This window comes from Bradyrhizobium sp. 40 (assembly GCF_023100925.1).
In the GTDB taxonomy this organism is placed as follows: domain Bacteria; phylum Pseudomonadota; class Alphaproteobacteria; order Rhizobiales; family Xanthobacteraceae; genus Bradyrhizobium.
Map to the genome: position 1 here is coordinate 183,241 of NZ_CP064688.1, position 16,286 is coordinate 199,526.

Annotated in this window: 15 protein-coding genes; 11 read left to right on the forward strand and 4 right to left on the reverse strand. The window is 64.5% G+C overall.

All coding sequences use genetic code 11. The annotated features are described in order from the left end of the window. Window positions 1-59: 59 nt before the first annotated feature. From IVB40_RS00910 to IVB40_RS00920, 3 genes are read left to right on the forward strand one after another with little or no spacing between them, the layout of a single operon-like run. Window positions 60-809: an SDR family oxidoreductase gene (locus IVB40_RS00910; RefSeq protein WP_247439426.1), complete on the forward strand. Its 750-nt coding sequence runs from the start codon at window positions 60-62 to the stop codon at window positions 807-809. Between the two features lie 56 nt (window positions 810-865). Then, window positions 866-2,263: a dihydrolipoyl dehydrogenase gene (gene lpdA / locus IVB40_RS00915; RefSeq protein ID WP_247358169.1), complete on the forward strand. Its 1,398-nt coding sequence runs from the start codon at window positions 866-868 to the stop codon at window positions 2,261-2,263. A gap of 33 nt (window positions 2,264-2,296) precedes the next feature. Next, window positions 2,297-2,827 carry a hypothetical protein gene (locus tag IVB40_RS00920; protein ID WP_247817862.1) on the forward strand — a complete coding sequence of 177 codons (531 nt, stop codon included), beginning with the start codon at window positions 2,297-2,299 and terminating at the stop codon, window positions 2,825-2,827. 153 nt (window positions 2,828-2,980) lie between these two features. Here IVB40_RS00920 and IVB40_RS00925 read toward each other — a convergent pair whose 3' ends face one another. Beyond that, window positions 2,981-3,571: a DUF4337 domain-containing protein gene (locus tag IVB40_RS00925; protein WP_247817863.1), complete on the reverse strand. Its 591-nt coding sequence runs from the start codon at window positions 3,569-3,571 to the stop codon at window positions 2,981-2,983. Window positions 3,572-3,688: 117 nt separating this feature from the next. Here IVB40_RS00925 and IVB40_RS00930 point away from each other — a divergent pair, with 117 nt between their 5' ends. Beyond that, a complete protein-coding gene (locus tag IVB40_RS00930) occupies window positions 3,689-4,261 on the forward strand; it encodes a hypothetical protein (RefSeq protein ID WP_027566408.1) in 573 nt (190 codons plus the stop codon). 4 nt (window positions 4,262-4,265) lie between these two features. Here the strand turns inward: IVB40_RS00930 and IVB40_RS00935 are convergent, their stop codons facing one another. Next, the gene (locus tag IVB40_RS00935) at window positions 4,266-5,231 is read right to left on the reverse strand and encodes a tyrosine recombinase XerC (protein WP_247817864.1); all 966 of its coding nucleotides are present in this window, start codon (window positions 5,229-5,231) and stop codon (window positions 4,266-4,268) included. Window positions 5,232-5,341: 110 nt separating this feature from the next. Here IVB40_RS00935 and IVB40_RS00940 point away from each other — a divergent pair, with 110 nt between their 5' ends. Continuing rightward, the gene (locus tag IVB40_RS00940) at window positions 5,342-7,552 is read left to right on the forward strand and encodes a primosomal protein N' (protein ID WP_247817865.1); all 2,211 of its coding nucleotides are present in this window, start codon (window positions 5,342-5,344) and stop codon (window positions 7,550-7,552) included. Between the two features lie 107 nt (window positions 7,553-7,659). Here the strand turns inward: IVB40_RS00940 and IVB40_RS00945 are convergent, their stop codons facing one another. Further along, the gene (locus IVB40_RS00945; protein ID WP_027566411.1) at window positions 7,660-8,169 is read right to left on the reverse strand and encodes a septal ring lytic transglycosylase RlpA family protein; all 510 of its coding nucleotides are present in this window, start codon (window positions 8,167-8,169) and stop codon (window positions 7,660-7,662) included. 646 nt (window positions 8,170-8,815) lie between these two features. Between IVB40_RS00945 and IVB40_RS00950 the strand changes: the two genes are divergently transcribed. From IVB40_RS00950 to IVB40_RS00975, 6 genes are all read left to right on the forward strand, one after another. Next, window positions 8,816-9,376, forward strand: a complete 561-nt coding sequence (locus IVB40_RS00950) for a F0F1 ATP synthase subunit delta (RefSeq protein WP_027566412.1) — start codon at window positions 8,816-8,818, stop codon at window positions 9,374-9,376. Next, the gene (gene atpA, locus IVB40_RS00955; RefSeq protein WP_007604342.1) at window positions 9,376-10,905 is read left to right on the forward strand and encodes a F0F1 ATP synthase subunit alpha; all 1,530 of its coding nucleotides are present in this window, start codon (window positions 9,376-9,378) and stop codon (window positions 10,903-10,905) included. The genes IVB40_RS00950 and atpA overlap by 1 nt, the downstream gene beginning before the upstream one ends. Window positions 10,906-11,058: 153 nt before the next feature. After that, window positions 11,059-11,934: a F0F1 ATP synthase subunit gamma gene (locus tag IVB40_RS00960; protein WP_027515012.1), complete on the forward strand. Its 876-nt coding sequence runs from the start codon at window positions 11,059-11,061 to the stop codon at window positions 11,932-11,934. 52 nt (window positions 11,935-11,986) lie between these two features. Beyond that, on the forward strand, window positions 11,987-13,429 hold the full coding sequence (atpD, locus tag IVB40_RS00965; RefSeq protein WP_027566414.1) for a F0F1 ATP synthase subunit beta: 1,443 nt from the start codon (window positions 11,987-11,989) through the stop codon (window positions 13,427-13,429). Window positions 13,430-13,515: 86 nt separating this feature from the next. After that, window positions 13,516-13,923: a F0F1 ATP synthase subunit epsilon gene (locus IVB40_RS00970; protein WP_027566415.1), complete on the forward strand. Its 408-nt coding sequence runs from the start codon at window positions 13,516-13,518 to the stop codon at window positions 13,921-13,923. A gap of 151 nt (window positions 13,924-14,074) precedes the next feature. After that, the gene (locus IVB40_RS00975) at window positions 14,075-15,703 is read left to right on the forward strand and encodes an adenylate/guanylate cyclase domain-containing protein (protein WP_247817866.1); all 1,629 of its coding nucleotides are present in this window, start codon (window positions 14,075-14,077) and stop codon (window positions 15,701-15,703) included. A gap of 77 nt (window positions 15,704-15,780) precedes the next feature. Here the strand turns inward: IVB40_RS00975 and IVB40_RS00980 are convergent, their stop codons facing one another. Beyond that, window positions 15,781-16,281, reverse strand: coding sequence for an RNA pyrophosphohydrolase (locus IVB40_RS00980; protein WP_247817867.1), 501 nt, complete (start codon window positions 16,279-16,281; stop codon window positions 15,781-15,783). Between the last annotated feature and the right edge of the window lie 5 nt (window positions 16,282-16,286).

Below are 16,286 nucleotides of genomic sequence, written 5' to 3' on the forward strand. Positions count from 1 at the left end.
GATGCTCTGCGAGCGCCGTCGCCTTTCGCGACGGCGCGTGTCGAACCATGGAGGCGCGCGTGACGGATAAAGTCGTTGTCATCACCGGCGGCAGCCGCGGCATTGGCCGGGCGACCGCGATTGCGGCAGCCAAGCGCGGCTTCCGAATCGTCGTCGGCTATGCCAGCAACAAGACGGCCGCCGACGAGGTGGTCGCGGAGATCGCGGCCAGCAACGGCAAGGCCATCGCGGTGAAATGCGACGTGGCCGAGGAAAGCGACATCCTTGCGTTGTTCAAGGCCGCGGACGCGTTCGGCACGCTCGGCGCGCTCGTCAACAATGGCGGTATCGTCGGAACCAGCGGCGTGCGCGTCGACGAGATGTCGGCCGAGCGCATCCAGCGCGTGATGGCGGTCAACGTCACCGGCTCCATCCTCTGCGCGCGCGAAGCGGTGAAGCGGATGTCGACCAGGCACGGCGGCCAGGGCGGCGTCATCGTCAATCTGTCATCGGTTGCCGCCAAGCTCGGCGCGCCGAACACCTATGTCGACTATGCCGCGTCCAAGGGCGCGATCGATTCCTTCACCGTCGGCCTCGGCTATGAGGTTGCCGGCGAGGGCATTCGCGTCGCGGGCATCCGGCCCGGCCTGATCGACACCGAAATCCACGCTGCAGGCGGTGAGCCCGACCGCGCCCATCGTCTGGCCCATATGGTGCCGATGAAGCGCGTCGGTACTGCCGATGAAGTCGCCAATGCCATCGTCTGGCTGATGTCGGACGAGGCCTCCTACGTCACCTCAGCGATTCTCGATGTGTCCGGCGGACGCTGACGCGCTGCGCGGACGCTGACACATCCCTCAACGCTAAACTTACGGGACTTTCTCTCATGGCATACGATCTCGTCGTCATCGGCACCGGACCGGGCGGTTATGTCTGCGCGGTGCGTGCAGCGCAGCTCGGCATGAAAGTCGCCGTGGTCGAAAAGAACGCGACGCTCGGCGGTACCTGCCTCAATGTCGGCTGCATGCCGTCCAAGGCGCTGCTGCACGCCTCCGAAATGTTCGAGGAGGCCGGGCATTCCTTCGCCAAGATGGGCGTCAGCGTCTCCGCGCCGAAGCTCGATTTGCCTGCGATGATGAACTTCAAGCAGCAGGGCATCGACGGCAACGTCAAGGGCGTCGAGTTCCTGATGAAGAAGAACAAGATCGACGTGCTCAAGGGCGCCGGCAAGATCCTCGGCACCGGCAAGGTCGAAGTCTCCGCCGACGGCAAGTCGCAGGTGATCGAAACCAAGAGCATCGTGATCGCGACCGGCTCGGACATCGCGCGCCTCAAGGGCATCGAGATCGACGAGACGCGCATCGTGTCGTCGACCGGCGCGCTGTCGCTGGACAAGGTCCCGGGCAAGCTGCTGATCGTCGGCGCCGGCGTGATCGGGCTCGAGCTCGGCTCGGTCTGGCACCGTCTCGGCGCCGAAGTCGTCGTCGTCGAATTCCTCGACCGCATCCTGCCCGGCATGGACGGCGAGATCGCCAAGCAATTCCAGCGCATCCTGGAGAAGCAGGGCTTTGCCTTCAAGCTGGGTGCCAAGGTCACGGGCGTGGACACCTCCGGCAAGACGCTGAAGGCGACGGTCGAGCCCGCCGCGGGCGGCGCTGCCGAGACGCTGGAAGCCGACGTCGTTCTCGTCTGTATCGGCCGTGTGCCGTACACGGAGGGGCTGGGCCTGAAGGAAGCCGGCGTCGCGCTCGACAATCGCGGCCGCGTGCAGATCGATCCGCACTTCGCCACCAGCGTGAAGGGCGTCTATGCCATCGGCGACGTCGTCGCGGGCCCGATGCTCGCGCACAAGGCCGAGGATGAAGGCGTCGCTGTTGCCGAGATCATCGCCGGGCAGGCCGGCCACGTGAACTACGATGTTATCCCAGGCGTCGTGTATACCACGCCGGAAGTATCCTCCGTCGGCAAGACCGAGGAGGAGCTGAAGCAGGCGGGCGTGGCCTATACCGTCGGAAAGTTTCCCTTTACCGCCAACGGCCGCTCCAAGGTCAACCAGACCACCGACGGCTTTGTGAAGATTCTCGCAGATGCGAAGACCGATCGCGTGCTCGGCGTGCACATTATCGGCCGCGAAGCCGGCGAAATGATCCATGAGGCGGCCGTTCTCATGGAGTTTGGCGGCAGCGCGGAGGATCTCGCGCGCACCTGCCACGCGCACCCGACCCGCTCGGAGGCCATCAAGGAAGCCGCGCTTGCAGTCGGCAAGCGGGCCATCCATATGTAGGTCGCGCCCAGCGCCGAATCGGGCGGGAAACACATGCTACGCCGCCTGCTTCAACCGGTCTGGGTCCTGCTTGCGATCACCTTCCTGATCGAAGCCTGGCTGTGGGACCATCTCGAACCGATCGTTGCGCGCGTTGTCGCAATTGTTCCGCTCGCGCGGTTCAAGCAATGGCTGTCGGACCGCGTCGATGCGCTGTCGCCGGCGATGACGCTGATCGTGTTCGCCGTGCCCATCATCCCGCTGTTTCCGCTCAAGCTGGTCGGCCTGTGGCTGCTCACGCACGAATACTGGACCAGCGCGGTCTTCACCATCGTGTTCGCAAAGCTGCTCGGGGTCGGCGTCACCGCCTTCGTGTTCGACGTGACGCGCGACAAGCTGATGGAGATGGCCTGGTTCGAGCGGCTCTATGATCTGGTGCTGAAGCTGCGTGCCAAGGCCGCGGAGCTGGTCGATCCTATCAAGCGGCGCATCAGGGAGCTGATCGCCGGCGACGGCGAAGGCTGGTCCTCCCGCACGCTCCGCCTGATCCAGCGTTTTCGCAAGAGCGTGCACGAAGCGCGCTGAGCGTCGCCACTTGTTCAGTGTCATTGCCCGCGAAGGCGGGCAATCCAGTATTCCAGAGACTGCGATGGGATACGGAGGAGCCGCGGCGTACTGGATGCCCCGGTCAAGCCGGGGCATGACAGCGCGCATGTCGCGCGATAGAGCGTCAACGCCTCAATGCAAATGCAGCAGATGCGGCAACCACAGGCCGAGCCCGGTCATGATGAGCCCACCGATCGTCAGCAGGCCCGCGATCCAGGCGAGCGGCAGCATGCCGGTGATGATTGTGGCTGAGGCCAGCACGATGCCGATCTGGAAGGCGGCGGACGCCAGCTCGAAGTGATGATATTTCGCAGTCGCCTCGTCGCGCTCATGCTCGGCGTGCTTGGCCTTTTCGGCCAGCTGCTCGGTGCCTTCGCCGGTCTCCGGCTCGGAGCGGTAGCGCTGCGCGGTCTTCTGCCAGTCCTCGATCTGCTTCTGAGCCGCGGCCTTGGTGGCCTCGTCGGTCGCGGCGCCGAACGTCAGCTTGCCCTGCTCGGCCGCGGTCTGCACCACCGTGCGGCGGATGCTCTTGGCCTGGAAGAAGGCCCAGAGGTTGGAAGCCTCGACGTTCTTGCTGATCGATTCGGTCTGGGCGCCCTTGCCGAGCGTCTCGGAGATCGCCAGGAAAAGCGCCAGAACGGCGATCAGGAGCGCGATCTTCTTGTTCGAGCCGGACGCGTGTTCGGCGTGCTCGGCATGCTCCATGCTTTCATGTGCGCTCATAAATCCCTCCTGCCTGTTTACCAACGATTGACCGAACCGCGCGACGGGCGCAAGTGGCAAGCCGCGATGCCCGTTGCAATTAAGGGTTTCGCGTCCGGGCTGATCTAGTCCTGTCCTATGACCACAGCGGAATTCATCGCAGCCTGCGTCTGGCCTTCCATCCTCGCCTCCGCGTTTGCGCTGCTGAAGGCCCGCAACACCGCGGCCTTTCCGTTCGTCGGCAAGATTGTCCTCGCGCTGGGCCTGATCTACATCGGCCTGTTGCGGCTTTATGACAAGAGCTCGATCATCGCAGTCAACGACGTCCATATCGGCCTCGTTGTTCTGGGCCTGATTATCGTCGGCTCGCAGCTGCGACAACCTCCGCTGTACGGCTCATGGGGCGACAAGGCGAAGGCGTTCGCCTCGATGATCCTGATCGTGCTGCTCGGCAGCGGTCTTGCATGGTATGCCGGACGAATGCTGTTTCTCGATCACCTGACGTCCCGCCTTGTGATCGAAGGCCGTGTCGATCGTGCGTGGAGGTCAGGTAGCCGTCGCAAGGCGGACTATTTCGTTCGCATCGCGGGCCAACCGGTGAAGGTCACGGCGCCGCTGTATGAGCGGCTGGAGACGTTCAGGCCGATGGTCCGCGTCGAGGTCGGGCGCGGCTCGAACTACGTCTACGATATCGAGTATCTCGCCAACTGAGCCGCTATCGTCGCGGATGCGCGCTGGCATAGACTTCCAGCAGCCGCTCGGCATCGATGCCGGTATAGATCTGCGTGGTCGAGAGCGAGGCATGGCCGAGCAATTCCTGGATCGCGCGCAAATCGCCGCCGCGTGACAGCAGATGCGTCGCGAAGGAATGGCGGAGCGCGTGCGGCGTGGCGCTGTCGGGCAGGCCGAGCGCGCCGCGCAGCCGCTCCATCGCGAGCTGGATGATGCGCGGGCTCAAGGGCCCGCCGCGTGCGCCAACGAAGATCGGGCCTTCGGCCGGCAGCGGATACGGGCACATCGCGACATATTCTTGCACCAGCTCGAGCACGTTCTGGAGCACCGGCACCATGCGGGTCTTGTTGCCTTTGCCAGTTACGATCAGCACGTCGCCCTCGCCGGGACGCGGCACCTCGCGGCGCGTCAGCCCCAGCGCTTCGGAGATGCGCAGGCCCGAGCCGTAGAGGAGAGCCATCACCGCGGCATCGCGCGCCAAAATCCAGCTCTCGCGATCCTCGCCGGCGCGCTCGTCGGCGTCCGCAAGACGTTTGGCCGACGCCATCGGCAGCGGCTTTGGCAGGCTCTTGGCGACTTTCGGCGCGCGGATCGCCGAGAGCGCCCCGACCTTGCCTTTGCCTTCGCGTTCGAGGAAGCGGCCGAACGAGCGCAGGCCCGCGAGTGCGCGCATCAGCGAGCGCCCGGCAATATCGTCGGCACGGCGCATCGCCATGAAGGCCCTTATATCGGTGGCCTCCAGCGCAGCGAACCGCTTCAGCGTCACCCGCTCGCCCCAATGGCCGCAGAGGAAATTCAGGCACTGCCGCAAATCGCGGGCATAGGCTTCCAGCGTCTTCGGCGACAGCCGCCGCTCCGCGCCGAGATGCGACAGCCAGCGCATCATCTCCTGCGCGATATCAGGATCGGCGCTGGCGAGCTCGATGTATGGGACGGCCGCTTTGCTCATGCGCTCTGGACGTGGTGATTCCACTCAGTATATCGCATCACACTCGTTTATCGTTCGCTAAGGCCGCCTCAGGGCGCTAGCCTTGAGGCCCCTGGTTCCGATTCCCCCCCATGGATCACACGTCGCGCAGCAACGCCGTCTCCGCCAACGCGACCCGCATGGTCGACGTGCTGGTGCCGGTCGCGCTCGACCAGACCTATTCCTACAAGGTGCCGCGCGGGATGGAGCTGAAGGCGGGCGACATTATCGGCGTGCCGCTCGGCCCGCGCGAGGTGCTCGCCGTGGTCTGGGCCGAAAACGCCAATCCGGATCCGCGCCTGCACAACCGCCTGAAGGAGGTCAGCGAAAAGCTCGACATCCCGCCGCTGAAGCCCGAGTTGCGTGCGGTCGTCGACTGGATCGCCAATTACACGCTGAGCCCGCGCGGCATGGTGCTGCGCATGTGCCTGCGAATGGGCGAGAACCTCGGCCCCGAGCGGGTGCGCGCCGGCGTGCGCCTGGTCGGCGATCCGCCAAAACGTCTGACGCCGGCGCGGCAGCGCCTGATCGAGGTGCTGTCGGACCGGCTGCTGCACGGCAAGTCGGAAGCCGCCAAGGAGGCCGGCGTTTCGGCCGGCGTGATCGACGGCCTCGTCGACGAAGGCACGCTCACGGTCGAGCCGATGCCGCCGGCTCCGCCGCCGCCGGCACCGAATCCGGATTTCAGCCGGCCGGATTTTTCGCCGCTCCAGCGCGCCGGGGTCGATGCCATGCGCGCGCTCGCGGCCAACGGCAGCTTTCACGTCGCGCTGCTCGATGGCGTCACCGGCTCGGGCAAGACCGAGGTTTACTTCGAAGCCGTGGCCGAGGCGATCCGACGCGGAAAGCAATCGCTGATCCTGATGCCGGAGATCGCGCTCACCGGCCAGTTCCTCGACCGCTTCGCGCAGCGTTTTGGCGTGCGGCCTCTGGAATGGCATTCCGAGCTGACGCCGCGCACTCGCGCGCGCAATTGGACGGCGATCTCCGAGGGCAGCGCGCCGGTCGTGGTCGGCGCGCGCTCGGCGCTGTTTCTGCCCTACGCCAATCTCGGCCTCATCGTGGTCGATGAAGAGCACGACCAGGCCTACAAGCAGGACGAGGGCGTGCATTATCACGCCCGCGACATGGCGGTGGTGCGCGCCCATATCGCAAAGGTTCCGATCGTGCTGGCGTCGGCGACGCCGTCGGTCGAATCCGAGGTCAATGCGCGCAAGAACCGCTATCAGCGCATCGCGCTGCCGTCGCGCTTCGGCGGCCAGCACATGCCGCATATCGAGGCCATCGACATGCGCCGCGAGCCGCCGGCGCGCGGCCGCTTCATCTCGCCGCGGCTGGCGTCCGAGATCAGGACCGCGATCGAGCGGCGCGAGCAGGCGCTCTTGTTCCTCAATCGCCGCGGCTATGCGCCGTTGACGCTGTGCCGCGCCTGTGGCCATCGCTTCGCCTGCACCATCTGCGACGCCTGGCTGGTCGATCATCGCTTCCGCCAGCGCCTCGTCTGTCACCATTGCGGTTTCTCGATGCCGCGCCCGCAAACCTGCCCGCATTGCGCGGCGGAGGAATCGCTGGTCGCGGTCGGGCCCGGTGTCGAGCGCTTGCAGGAGGAGGCGGCGGCGCTGTTCCCGGAGGCGCGCACCATGGTGCTGTCGAGCGATCTCATCACCTCGGTCGAGACGATGCGCTCCGAGCTGAATGACATTGCGGAGGGCCGCGTCGACGTCATCATCGGCACCCAGCTCGTCGCCAAGGGCCACAATTTCCCGCGGCTCAACCTGGTCGGCGTGGTCGATGCCGATCTCGGCCTGTCCAATGGCGATCCGCGCGCCTCCGAGCGCACCTGGCAATTGCTCAACCAAGTGATCGGCCGCGCCGGGCGCGAGCAGGGCCGTGGCATCGGCTATCTCCAGACCCACCAGCCCGATCATCCCGTGATGAAGGCGCTGATCGCCTGCGACCGCGAAGCCTTCTACGACAGCGAGATCGATTTGCGCGAACGCACGCTCTATCCGCCGTTCGGGCGGCTCGCGAGCCTGATCATTTCCGCCGGCGACCGGCCGAGCGCCGAAGGCTTTGGCCGCCACCTCGTCGCGCTCGCGCCGCGCGATGAGCGCGTGGTGGTGCTGGGCCCGGCGGAAGCCCCGCTCGCGGTCATCAAGGGCCGCTACCGCTTCCGCATTCTGGTGAAATCAGCACGCGGCTTCGACCTGTCGGATTATCTGCGCAACTGGCTTGCCGCATGCCCGAAGCCGAAGGGCAATCAAAAGCTCGAAGTCGACGTCGATCCGCAGAGCTTTTTGTAGGCCACCGCTCTCTCCCCGTCGCTGCGCTCCTCGCAAGGACGGCGGAGGAACAAACAAAAAGCCCGCCGTCCCCCAAGACGGCGGGCTTGTTTCACGCGTCGCGCGTCTTAGGAGACGACTTCCGCGGTGACGCGGCCGACGCCGGCGCCGGTGAGGCCGATGGCACGGGCAGCGCCCGTGGAGAGGTCGAGGACACGGCCGCGAATGAACGGGCCACGGTCGTTGATGGTGACGATGACGCTCGAGCCGCCATGGGTGACCCGCAGCTTGGTGCCGAACGGCAGCGAACGGTGCGCCGCGGTCATGGCGTTCTGGTTGAAGCGCTGGCCCGAGGCGGTCCTGCTGCCGGACTCGTTGCCGTAAAAGGAAGCCATGCCGGAGAAGGAACGTCCGGTACCCTGCGACGGTGTCATCGACGCATTGGCGTTACGCCAATCAGAGGTCGTGTTGGCATCGTTCTGGGCGTGGTGGCGGTGATGATGGTGGGAATACCGATGGTGATGGCGGGATTTGGCGGAAGCTTCGGTGGCAGTTCCACCGATGAGAAGAGTTGCGGCAACAAAGGCGATCGCCGTACGCGGCCGGGTCACAGAGCCCAGCGTCTTCAAACAAAGCATATATTGGTCCCTAAGCTAGTATTGCCACATATGTGGCAAGTGGAGCCCCCGTAAGTTTGCGAGCGGGACCGCGTTTCGATTCCTAATGAGGCGTGAATTGGGCAGTAAATCCGTTCTGTGTCTTCATGTAATATCTTGTTACCGGCGGGGATATTCGGCCGATATTCCGTAATCTTGGATTTTAACGATTCATTAACCTCTATATTACTTACAAATACTGTAAAATGAAGTCATCGCTTCCCGCATTTAGAATTGGGTAAGTATTCGGCGAGTGAAGCGGATGCGCCCGGAATCACGCCTCAGCGATCCGTGTTCATGGCCGCTATGCGCTGAGGGCAGGAACAAATCGCCGGTGTCGGCTCATGGGCTGGCTTAAGCGCTGTGGCAATTCCGCGGCGTGGCAGGTCGTCGTCGCGTCGTCGCGGACTGCGACGAACTGGCGACAGAACGTCATGCCTTTAATTTGGCGTCATGTTGCACGTGCGCGCCTGCTATGTTAGCAAAGCCGCGATTTTAACGAGCCCGGCACTTCCGTGCGGGGTCGAAAATCGAAGTCCCGCTTGAATTCCAAGGGCTTGGATCGCTAGGCGCCGCTTTGTGGCGACGGTTTTTCCCTTGCGAGTTTGACAGCAAAAAGAGCACGTCTGTGGCTGCAGAAGATACGTCCGTTTCCGGTGTGTCGGGCCGTTATGCAACGGCCTTGTTTGAACTGGCCCGCGACCAGAAAGTGGTCGACGAGGTCAAAGCCGATCTCGAGAAATTCGAGGGCATGCTCAACGAAAGCGCCGATCTGAAGCGCCTCGTTCGCAGCCCGGTTTTCGCGGCCGACGCCCAGTCCAGGGCCCTCTCGGCCGTGCTGGACAAGGCAGGCATCGCCGGCATCTCCGCCAATTTCCTAAAAGTGCTGACCGCCAATCGCCGCCTGTTCGCGGTGGCTGACGTCATCCGCGCCTATCGCGCCCTGGTCGCCAAGTTCAAGGGCGAGGCGACGGCCGACGTCACCGTGGCGGAGGCGCTCTCGGACAAGAATCTCGACGCCCTCAAGGTTGCCCTGAAGTCGGTGACCGGCAAGGACGTCGCGCTCAACGTGAAGGTCGATCCCTCGATCATCGGTGGCCTCGTGGTCAAGCTTGGCAGCCGGATGATCGATAGTTCGCTTCGCACCAAACTCAATTCGATCAAGCACGCGATGAAAGAGGCAGGCTGATGGACATCCGCGCCGCGGAAATTTCCGCGATCCTCAAGGACCAGATCAAGAATTTCGGCCAGGAAGCTGAAGTCTCCGAAGTCGGACAGGTGCTGTCCGTCGGCGACGGTATCGCCCGCGTTTACGGTCTGGATAACGTCCAGGCCGGTGAAATGGTCGAGTTCGAGAACGGCACCCGCGGCATGGCGCTGAACCTCGAAACCGACAACGTCGGTATCGTTATTTTCGGCGCCGACCGCGAGATCAAGGAAGGTCAGACCGTCAAGCGCACCCGCGCCATCGTGGACGCGCCGGTCGGCAAGGGCCTGCTCGGCCGCGTCGTCGACGCGCTCGGCAATCCCATCGACGGCAAGGGCCCGATCCAGGCCGACAAGCGCATGCGCGTCGACGTCAAGGCGCCCGGCATCATTCCGCGCAAATCGGTGAACGAGCCGATGGCGACCGGCCTCAAGGCGATCGATGCTCTGATCCCGATCGGCCGCGGCCAGCGCGAGCTGATCATCGGTGACCGTCAGACCGGCAAGACCGCGATCGCGCTCGACACCATCCTCAACCAGAAGCCGCTCAACGCGCAGCCGGACGAGAACATCAAGCTGTATTGCGTCTACGTCGCGATCGGTCAGAAGCGCTCGACCGTTGCCCAGTTCGTGAAGGTGCTGGAAGAGCAGGGCGCGCTGGAATATTCGATCATCGTCGCCGCCACCGCGTCCGATCCGGCGCCGATGCAGTACATCGCGCCGTTCACCGGCTGCACCATGGGCGAGTACTTCCGCGACAACGGCATGCACGCCGTCATCATCTATGACGATTTGTCCAAGCAGGCCGTCGCCTACCGCCAGATGTCGCTGCTGCTGCGCCGCCCGCCGGGCCGCGAAGCCTATCCGGGCGACGTGTTCTATCTGCATTCCCGCCTGCTCGAGCGCGCGGCGAAGCTGAACAAGGACCAGGGCTCGGGCTCGCTGACGGCGCTGCCGGTCATCGAAACCCAGGCCAACGACGTGTCGGCCTACATTCCGACCAACGTCATCTCGATCACCGACGGCCAGATCTTCCTCGAAACCGACCTGTTCTTCCAGGGCATCCGCCCCGCGGTGAACGTCGGTCTGTCGGTGTCGCGCGTCGGCTCCTCGGCGCAGACCAAGGCCACCAAGAAGGTCGCCGGCAAGATCAAGGGCGAGCTGGCGCAGTACCGCGAAATGGCGGCGTTCGCGCAGTTCGGCTCCGACCTCGACGCCTCGACCCAGCGCCTGCTCAACCGCGGCTCGCGTCTCACCGAGCTGCTGAAGCAGCCGCAGTTCGCGCCACTGAAGATGGAAGAGCAGGTCTGCGTGATCTGGGCCGGCACCAACGGCTATCTCGATCCGCTTCCGGTCAACAAGGTGCGTGCGTTCGAGGACGGTCTGTTGTCGCTGCTGCGCGGCAAGAATGTCGAGATCCTCAACGCGATCCGCGACAGCCGCGATCTCTCCGACGACACCGCCGCCAAGCTGAAGTCGGTGGTCGAAGGTTTCGCCAAGAGCTTCGCATAAGAGAACGGTCGCAAGGCCGGGCTTCTTGTCCCGGCCTTCCGTGCCTCACTGCATGGAAACGAAGACGTGGATGCCCGGGACACGCCCGGGCATGACGACTGGGATAGGCTAGCGGCTTGATCCAAGGGATCGAACCGCCGGGGTGAACGAAGAATGGCGTCACTTAAAGACATGCGCGTCCGCATCGCCTCCACCAAGGCGACGCAGAAGATCACCAAGGCCATGCAAATGGTCGCGGCATCCCGATTGCGCCGCGCCCAGCAAGCAGCCGAGGCGGCGCGGCCCTATGCCGACAAGATGAGCGCGGTGATCTCCAACATCGCCAGCGCTGCCGCCGGTTCGCCCGGCGCGCCGGTGCTGCTGGCCGGCACCGGCAAGGACCAGGTTCACCTGCTGCTGGTCTGCACCGGCGAGCGCGGCCTGTCCGGCGCCTTCAACTCCTCGATCGTGCGCCTCGCGCGCGAGCGCGCCCAGTCGCTGATGGCGCAGGGCAAGGAGGTCAAATTCTTCTGCGTCGGACGCAAGGGCTACGAGCAACTCCGCCGCCTGTACGACAAGCAGATCGTCGAGCATCTCGACCTGCGCGGCGTTCGTCAGCTCGGCTTCGTCAACGCCGAGGACATCGCCAAGAAGGTTCTGGCCCGCTTCGACAACGGCGAATTCGACGTCTGCACGCTGTTCTACGCGCAGTTCAAGTCGGTAATTGCCCAGGTCCCGACCGCGCAGCAGATCATTCCGCTGACCGTGGAAGAAAAGGCGGCGAACGCGCCGTCGACGTCCTACGACTACGAGCCGGAGGAAGACGAACTCCTCTCCGGCCTGTTGCCGCGGAATATCGCGGTGCAGATTTTCCGTGCGCTGCTGGAAAACAACGCCTCGTTCTACGGCGCCCAGATGAGCTCGATGGACAACGCCACCCGCAACGCGGGCGAAATGATCCGCAAGCAAACCCAGATCTACAACCGAACCCGTCAAGCCCAGATCACCAAGGAGCTGATCGAGATCATCTCCGGCGCCGAGGCGGTCTGACGCACGAACCAAACGACGGTCGTTCAAGTAAAGAATTTCGAAGGAGAGCTTCATGGCTACAGCAGCTACCCAGGTCGGTCGTGTCACCCAGGTCATGGGCGCCGTCGTCGACGTTCAGTTCGAAGGCCATCTGCCGGCCATTCTGAATTCGTTGGAAACCAGGAACGGCAACATCCGCCTCGTGCTGGAAGTTGCGCAGCATCTTGGTGAGTCCACCGTGCGCACGATCGCGATGGACGTGACCGAAGGTCTGGTCCGCGGCCAGGAAGTGACCGACACCGGTCAGCCGATCTCGGTTCCCGTCGGTGCGGGCACGCTCGGCCGCATCATGAACGTGATCGGCGAGCCGATCGACGAAGCCGGCCCGATCCAGTCCGAGGGCACGCGCGCCATCCATCAGGAAGCGCCGAGCTACACCGACCAGTCGACCGAAGCTGAAATTCTCGTCACCGGCATCAAGGTCGTCGACTTGCTCGCGCCCTATGCCAAGGGCGGCAAGATCGGCCTGTTCGGCGGCGCCGGCGTCGGCAAGACCGTGCTGATTCAGGAGCTGATCAACAACGTCGCGAAGGCGCACGGTGGTTACTCCGTGTTCGCCGGCGTGGGCGAGCGTACCCGCGAGGGCAACGACCTCTATCACGAGTTCATCGAGTCCAAGGTCAACGCCGATCCGAACAATCCGGATCCGAGCGTCAAGTCGAAGTGCGCGCTGGTGTTCGGCCAGATGAACGAGCCGCCCGGCGCCCGCGCCCGCGTCGGCCTCACCGGTCTGACCGTCGCCGAGCACTTCCGTGACCAGGGCCAGGACGTGCTGTTCTTCGTCGACAACATCTTCCGTTTCACCCAGGCCGGTTCTGAAGTGTCGGCGCTGCTCGGTCGTATCCCGAGCGCCGTGGGTTACCAGCCGACGCTCGCCACCGACATGGGCGCGCTGCAGGAGCGCATCACCACCACGCAGAAGGGTTCGATCACTTCGGTGCAGGCCATTTACGTTCCGGCCGACGACTTGACCGACCCGGCGCCCGCGACCTCGTTCGCGCATTTGGACGCCACCACGGTGTTGAACCGCGCGATCTCGGAAAAGGGCATCTATCCGGCGGTGGATCCGCTCGACTCGACCTCGCGCATGCTCTCGCCGCTCGTCGTCGGCCAGGAGCACTACGACACCGCGCGTCAGGTCCAGCAGGTGCTGCAGCGCTACAAGTCGCTGCAGGACATCATCGCCATTCTCGGCATGGACGAACTTTCGGAAGAGGACAAGCTGACGGTGGCCCGCGCCCGCAAGATCGAGCGCTTCCTGTCGCAGCCGTTCCACGTCGCCGAAATCTTCACCGGCTCGCCCGGCAAGTTCGTCGACCTCGCGGACACCATCAAGGGCTTCCGTGGCCTCTGCGAAGGCAAGTATGACCACCTGCCGGAAGCCGCCTTCTACATGGTCGGCACCATCGAAGAGGCGATCGAAAAGGGCAAGAAGCTGGCGGCCGAGGCGGCCTAAGCTGCGAAGGGCGAGCAGGGAGTAGCGAATAGTCGCGCTGCTCCCCCTCCATTCGCAATTCGCTACTCACCATTCGCAGGTTTCCAATGGCCACCTTCCACTTCGATCTCGTCTCGCCGGAAAAGCTCGCCTTCTCGGGCGAGGTCGACCAGGTCGATATCCCCGGCGTCGAAGGTGACTTCGGCGTGCTGGCGGGACATGCGCCGGTCGTGGCCGCGATCCGGCCCGGCATTCTCACCGTAACCACCGGCGGCAAGCACGAGAAGATCATCGTGCTCGGCGGTATCGCCGAAGTTTCCGACAAGGGCCTGACCGTGCTCGCCGACGTCGCGACCTCGCTGGCCGAGCTCGACCGCGCCCAGTTCGCCGCGACCGTCTCGGAGATGGAAGAGGGATTGAAGGAGCACGAAGGCAACGAGCTCGATCAAGCCATCGCGCGGCTCGACCACTTCAAGAGCATCCAGCAGCAGCTCAACAGCACGGCGATGCACTAAGCCCCGGTGCACTGCGCCGGGGCTCAAGCTACAAATTCCTGAATAAGTTCAGCGCTCGTCACGGAAGTGGCGGGCGCTGAAACTTTGTTGCACCGCGCCGCCGATAGCGCCATTCTGCGCCCGCGAACTTTGTTCCGGGGGCCGGCCGCAGATGAAACGCAAGATCGCAGCGATTTTCGCAGCCGATATTGCCGGCTATTCACGACTGGTCGCGGAAGACGAAGAGGAGACGCTGCGGCGTCTCGCCTCCTATCGCGAGGTCGTCGACGATTTCATTGCCAGGGCGGGCGGACGCATCTTCAACACCGCGGGCGACGCCGTGCTCGCGGAATTTCCAAGCGCAGTCGATGCGGTGCGCTGCGCGATTGATATCCAGGAATCCCTGCGAACCCGCAACATGGCCTATCCGCCAAGCCGGCAGATGTCGTTCCGCATCGGCATCACCATCGGCGACGTGGTCGAGCGCGACGGCGATCTGCTCGGTGACGGTGTCAATATCGCCGCCCGGCTCGAGGGCCTCGCCGAGGTCGGCGGCATCTGCGTCTCCCGCGCCGTGCACGAGCAGGTCGCCAACAAGCTGTCGGTGCAGTTCGCCGATATCGGCGCGCAGGAGGTCAAGAACATCCCGACGCCGGTGCACGCCTACATGGTGGCGATGCGGCGCGGGGACGGCAGCTACGCGACGCCGCAGATCAAGAAGGTGACGACGGCCGAGCCCGCGCCGAACTGGATGTGGCCGCTGGTGGTCGGTGTCGTCTCCATCGTCGCCATCGGCGTCGGCGGCTTCCTCTATTTCACCAAGCTCGAGACGACGAGGGCGCCGGCGATCGCAGCGATCGTGCCAAGCCCTGTATCGAGCCCTGCGCCCAGCGTGGTTGCATCAACAGCGCCAAGCCCATCAGCCATGGCGGCGAAAGCGCCGATGCCCATGCCGGCACCATCGGCTTCGCCGATGCTCGGAAAGTTTCCCGCCGACAGCGTCCCCTTCATCAACGAGCGCATCCGCAACTACCTGGCTGGCGACTATTCCGCTGCCGGCGACTACAAGGCGTTCGCGCTCAATGTCGGCGGGTTCACCGGCGCGTCGTTGAATCAGCCGAACGAGGAAGCCGCGCGCAACGCCGCACTCGATCAGTGTCAGAAGCGCGCCGATGCCGCGCAGTCGCCGCGGCGCTGCGAGCTCTATGCGGTCGGCAACAACGTCGTCTACACGCACGGCAAGCCGCCGATGCCGCCGCAACCGTTCGTCCGGCATGATGCCATGACCGAGCGCGCCTTCGCCTCGAAAGACTTTCCGATGGTGCGCGATCCCGCCAAGGTCCGGCTCGAGAACATGTACGTGCCCGCGGCAAAATCCCGCGCGGTCGCGCTCGGCCCGGGCGGTCAATATTTCATGGTGATGGGCGCGTCATCCGCCGACGATGCCGCGCGGCGTTCGCTGGAATCGTGCGGCGCGATCGCCGGCGTCGCCTGCCTGGTCGTTGCGGTCGACGAGAATTTCGTCGTGCCGATCCCGACCCTGCTCCGGATCACCGGCTTCTTCCACGCGGCGTCCAACGCCTCGATTGTCGCCGATGCGCGCGACGAGGTGGTGCGCAAGCTCGCCGATGGCATGGGCTGGAACGCCGTCGCAGTCGGCACCGCGGGCCGGCCGGGCCTCGGTGTGAGGGCCGCCGACGAGCAGTCCGCCGTCAATTCCGCGCTCGCCGACTGCTCCAAGCGCGACAGCGATTGCCACGTCATCGCGATCGGCCCGTTCACGGTGGGACCGATCAACTAGGCTTTCGCAAATTTCCGGAAAAAGTTCTCTAATGATTTCAACCCCGTTCTACTGTGCATGGGGTTGTTTTCGCGTTTTTAGTTCGCGAAAGGCGCAAACTGCTGCGCCACGGCGCTGTACACGTGGCGGCGGAACGGCACCACGACGTCGGGGACGCGGTCGAGCCGCTCCCAGCGCCAGGCGTCGAACTCGGCGGGCTGGCCGTTGCGCGGCGTCAGCGGATCGATCTCGTCATCCTTGCCGGTGAAGCGCAGCGCGAACCACTTCTGGCGCTGGCCGCGGAATTTCGCCAGCCGATGCGTCTGCGGCCCGTCATAGGGCGGGAATTCGTAAGTCAGCCAGTCGGTCTCGCCGAGATAGGTTGCGCTCTTGACGCTGGTCTCTTCCCAGAGCTCGCGCAGCGCGGCGTGGCGCAAATCCTCGCCCTCGTCGACGCCGCCCTGCGGCATCTGCCAGTCCAAGCCCGGCAGGATGATCTCGGGGCCGTCGCCCTTGAAGCGGTGCCCGATCAGCACGCGGCCATCGGCGTTGAACAGCGCGATTCCGACATTGGGACGGTAGGGTTTTTCAGTGGTCACACGTG

Excerpts from the sequence above, each read along its gene's own strand:
- lpdA (WP_247358169.1), top strand. The coding sequence starts at position 866 with ATGGCATACGATCTCGTCGTCATCGGCACCGGACCGGGCGGTTATGTC.
- IVB40_RS00940 (WP_247817865.1), top strand. The coding sequence starts at position 5,342 with ATGGATCACACGTCGCGCAGCAACGCCGTCTCCGCCAACGCGACCCGC.
- IVB40_RS00960 (WP_027515012.1), top strand. The coding sequence starts at position 11,059 with ATGGCGTCACTTAAAGACATGCGCGTCCGCATCGCCTCCACCAAGGCG.
- IVB40_RS00920 (WP_247817862.1), top strand. The coding sequence starts at position 2,297 with ATGCTACGCCGCCTGCTTCAACCGGTCTGGGTCCTGCTTGCGATCACC.
- IVB40_RS00930 (WP_027566408.1), top strand. The coding sequence starts at position 3,689 with ATGACCACAGCGGAATTCATCGCAGCCTGCGTCTGGCCTTCCATCCTC.
- IVB40_RS00945 (WP_027566411.1), bottom strand. The coding sequence starts at position 8,169 with ATGCTTTGTTTGAAGACGCTGGGCTCTGTGACCCGGCCGCGTACGGCG.
- IVB40_RS00970 (WP_027566415.1), top strand. The coding sequence starts at position 13,516 with ATGGCCACCTTCCACTTCGATCTCGTCTCGCCGGAAAAGCTCGCCTTC.
- IVB40_RS00925 (WP_247817863.1), bottom strand. The coding sequence starts at position 3,571 with ATGAGCGCACATGAAAGCATGGAGCATGCCGAGCACGCCGAACACGCG.
- IVB40_RS00935 (WP_247817864.1), bottom strand. The coding sequence starts at position 5,231 with ATGAGCAAAGCGGCCGTCCCATACATCGAGCTCGCCAGCGCCGATCCT.
- atpA (WP_007604342.1), top strand. The coding sequence starts at position 9,376 with ATGGACATCCGCGCCGCGGAAATTTCCGCGATCCTCAAGGACCAGATC.
- IVB40_RS00975 (WP_247817866.1), top strand. The coding sequence starts at position 14,075 with ATGAAACGCAAGATCGCAGCGATTTTCGCAGCCGATATTGCCGGCTAT.
- atpD (WP_027566414.1), top strand. The coding sequence starts at position 11,987 with ATGGCTACAGCAGCTACCCAGGTCGGTCGTGTCACCCAGGTCATGGGC.